Raw genomic sequence first — 3,427 nt, forward strand, 5'->3', positions numbered from 1 at the left:
ACGTTCAAAAACCTTGCATTATCCTTCTTGTAGTACATCGCTTGGTACAAAAAACAAGGGCAACAAAGCCTAAAACGACCGGCTCCTGACGACCGGCTACTGACTCCTACCCCCAGGAAAAACTTTTTCAGCAGACCCTAAATAAACTATCAGTATAGACCTCGTTTCCACACAGAAACCAGAAGAGCCCATCCGGTGGAGCGCCAATTGAAAAGCTTAAGGAGTATATCAAAAATCAGGATACACCTAAAAGTTAGTTGGCAATTTTTCGGACATCGAGTCCTCAAATTGCCGCGCTTTCCTTCCCCACCCCGCGTTGTTGAGGGTGGGGACTGACGCGGATTCGTTCAAGCGGGCAACGCGATTCGAACGCGCGACATTCACCTTGGCAAGGTGACGCTCTACCACTGAGCTATGCCCGCAAGCCTTTTTTTTACACTTCCCCAAGTATGCCAAATCTCAGAGCATTTGTCAAGTGGTTTGGAGCATTTTTTTACAATGATTCATGTTCTGGCCAATCCCCCAAACCGGTAATAGCTTCGAGAACCACTTCTATCTTAGCCTGTAGTCGGTTGAACTGATGTTGCAAGCGATCAAAGCACTTGTCAATGGCGGCGAATTTTTCAGTGATAGGGCGTTCCATAGCCTCAAAAGCTGCCGTAATCCGCTCCTCTGGGTCTAGAGCTAATTCCAGAGTCTTGATTCTCTCGACAGCGGGGAGTGGGGACAACTAAAACCCTAAATGCTGGGGGAATTTTCTTAGCCTTCCATCAGTGCCTGTTGGGGATTATTTTGCAATAATTCTAGGGGTTTATCTTCATTCCGGGGGCGCAATTGACGCATGAGACTAGCCATTTCTAGGGCAGATAGGCCATAATTCCAGCCCAAATTACTTTTAATACCGGCCCGTTCGAGGGCCTGTTGTAGAGTATCAGTGGTGAGAATACCGAAGACAACGGGAACACCGGTCTGAAAAGCGGCTGCGGCGATACCTTTAGCGGCCTCGGCAGCAACGTAGTCAAAATGGGGCGTTTGTCCGCGAATAATTGCCCCTAGACAAATAACGGCATCGTAACGGTGGGAAAGGGCGACTTGACGGGCTACCATTGGCACTTCAAAGCTACCCGGTACCCAGATATAATCGACTTGGGTGCCATCGGGATTGACATCAACCCCGTGACGCTTGAGACAGTCTTGACAGCCTGATAACAGTTTATCAGTGACGAGATCATTAAAACGACCAATCACGATCGCAAAGCGCAAAGAGGATATGTCCTCGGTAAAATTTCCCTCAAAAACAGTCATAGGTAGAAGGGGATAGGAGTGGGAAGTGGGGAAGTGGGGTAGTGGGGTGTGGGGTGTGGGGTGTGGGGTGTGGGGAGAATACTGACTCCTGACGACTGACTCCTGACGACTGACTCCTGACTCCTGTCCCCCGTCCCCCTGATCAAGACTAAATCACTAAAAAGTTTAAAATAGCGACGGCAACGACTAAAATCGCCCAAATTGCCGAACCCACATAGAGAAGGGGTTTCGATTGATCCCAGTTTTGGGGGGAAGCATAGGCAACGGGGACACCAATCACCATCAGCAAGGAAAATAAAACTAAGGCAATGAGAAAAAATTGAAAAACAATAGACATGATTGGGTTCTCCTAAAGCAGTTGATGTTTATTTAGATAATTCTCCCAGATTTGATACTTGTATGGAAGAGCCTCGCTTCCACTCAACTTAACTGGACGATCCTTCCTCTAAGTCCTCTCTGAATCAGGGGTTCCCAGGAGATATCCCTGTCAGACTGAATCCACGAGCATTTTAATTTTACTGCCAGTGACTACCCAGCCGCAGCGGGTTCTAAAATTTTTTTGATGTCTCCATCCTTGTCAAAAGCAGGATTGTAAGGGTTAGGTGGGGGAAGTGACTCCCTGTAATCCCTTGCCCAGATTACAGTATTTTCGCGTTTTCGCCAAACCTGCCCTAGAAAGGTCTCCAGACTGCTGAACTGCTAAGGGACCTGCGTAGGAATAATATCCCAGCCGGACAGTCGCTCTGTAGAAGAATCAGACAAGCCATAAATGGTACATTATCAAAGCGCAAGTCCCTAAAAGCTAATGGTCAAGTCCTAGGTCAAGCCCCCCAAACGGATGCCAGCGCCAAAAATGACGAATAATACTGCTAGAGTGGTGACGGCGACTATGTGCAGGGCGAGGAAATTTAAGTTTTCCTCGCTCAGTTTAGGAATGAGAAAAAAGCGGGAATGAAGGGCCAAGATGAGAGTTAATAGCAGTAAAGCTAACTTAATTCCTATATAAACCGATAAAAAACTATCAAATGACCAAAAATCACGAAAACCGGGCAAATAAATCCAAGTCAGTCCTAGGCCTGTTATTACCTGCAACAATAGCGCAGATAACCCAAAACCTTCAAAATATTGCTCAAATTGACGAATTCGGTCTGGTTCTCGGTTTTTGAGGGCCTGGGGTAGAACGGTGACTGCCAACAATAAATGGCCACCGGCCCAGACGGTCGCCCCTAGGGTGTGGAGAATTACTAAAATTTTGAACAACATCGGTTTCTCTCAGTCATTATTTGCTAACTTATAGTTCTTGACCCGGTTATTGCCGAGCATTTAGTAACAATAGATACAGAAAAAATCCTGATATCTTCTCCTTACTAAAAAATATGGATTTAATTTTATGTCATCAAACGGCGGATTTTGACGCTTTGGGGGCAGCGGTGGGTTTATCGTTGCTGAAAGCGGGTAGTCGCATTGTGTTAACGGGGGGAGCGCACCCAACAGTAAGGGAATTTTTGGCCCTGCATCGGGATGAGTTCGCTTTAATTGAAATGCGTAGTGTCAATCCGGCCAGTATTCGCTCTTTAATTATCGTTGATAATCAGTGGCGAGAGCGTCTGGGAAAAGCCTCCCAGTGGCTCGATTTAGGGCATTTACAGGCGATCGAATTGTATGATCATCATTTGGATAGTGAAAGCGATATTCATGCCTCTAGCGTCCATTTAGAAGCGGTGGGAGCCACCACGACTTTAATTGTCGAAGCTTTACAAAAAGCCCAGATTAAACCAAACTCGATGGCAGCGACGGTAATGGCACTCGGTATTCACGTTGACACGGGTTCCCTGACTTTTGCCGGTAGTACCCCCAGGGATGCCTATGCTTTGGCTTGGTTAATGACCTGTGCTGCTAACATTAAAACGATCGCCCAATACTGTCAACCGAGTTTTTCCCCGCGCTTACAGGAGTTATTTAGCCTTGCTTGGGAAAATCTAGAGATTAAAACGATCCATGACCGTAAAATCGCCCACGTTCTCCTCCATACTGCCGATTTTATCCCCGGTTTGTCTAGTGTGGCCGAGCGCCTACTGGAATTATCCGATAGTGATGCGCTACTTTTTGCCCATAGTTATAG

General features: G+C 46.7%; 6 protein-coding genes and 1 tRNA gene. 1 reads left to right on the forward strand and 6 read right to left on the reverse strand.

The annotated features are described in order from the left end of the window. Positions 1–350: 350 nt before the first annotated feature. The 6 genes from PX481_RS08175 to PX481_RS08200 form a co-directional block, all read right to left on the reverse strand. Positions 351–422, reverse strand: a tRNA-Gly gene (locus PX481_RS08175). A gap of 71 nt (positions 423–493) precedes the next feature. Then, positions 494–730 carry a hypothetical protein gene (locus PX481_RS08180; protein WP_002762421.1) on the reverse strand — a complete coding sequence of 79 codons (237 nt, stop codon included), beginning with the start codon at positions 728–730 and terminating at the stop codon, positions 494–496. Positions 731–759: 29 nt separating this feature from the next. Beyond that, the gene (ribH, locus tag PX481_RS08185) at positions 760–1,305 is read right to left on the reverse strand and encodes a 6,7-dimethyl-8-ribityllumazine synthase (protein ID WP_002762422.1); all 546 of its coding nucleotides are present in this window, start codon (positions 1,303–1,305) and stop codon (positions 760–762) included. Next, entirely contained in the window at positions 1,302–1,451 is a 150-nt protein-coding gene (locus tag PX481_RS08190; RefSeq protein ID WP_196219878.1) for a hypothetical protein, read from the reverse strand. The genes ribH and PX481_RS08190 overlap by 4 nt, the downstream gene beginning before the upstream one ends. Positions 1,452–1,453: 2 nt before the next feature. Then, positions 1,454–1,642 (reverse strand): photosystem II reaction center protein PsbZ, encoded by a 189-nt coding sequence (gene psbZ, locus PX481_RS08195; RefSeq protein WP_002732865.1) that lies wholly within the window; start codon positions 1,640–1,642, stop codon positions 1,454–1,456. Positions 1,643–2,121: 479 nt separating this feature from the next. Continuing rightward, complete coding sequence (locus PX481_RS08200; protein ID WP_002762423.1) at positions 2,122–2,568, reverse strand: CopD family protein; 447 nt, start codon at positions 2,566–2,568, stop codon at positions 2,122–2,124. Between the two features lie 113 nt (positions 2,569–2,681). Between PX481_RS08200 and PX481_RS08205 the strand changes: the two genes are divergently transcribed. Beyond that, the coding region (locus PX481_RS08205; RefSeq protein ID WP_288094319.1) for a DHH family phosphoesterase at positions 2,682–3,427 on the forward strand (746 nt) is incomplete at its 3' end.

This window comes from Microcystis sp. M53603_WE2, from assembly GCF_030065435.1.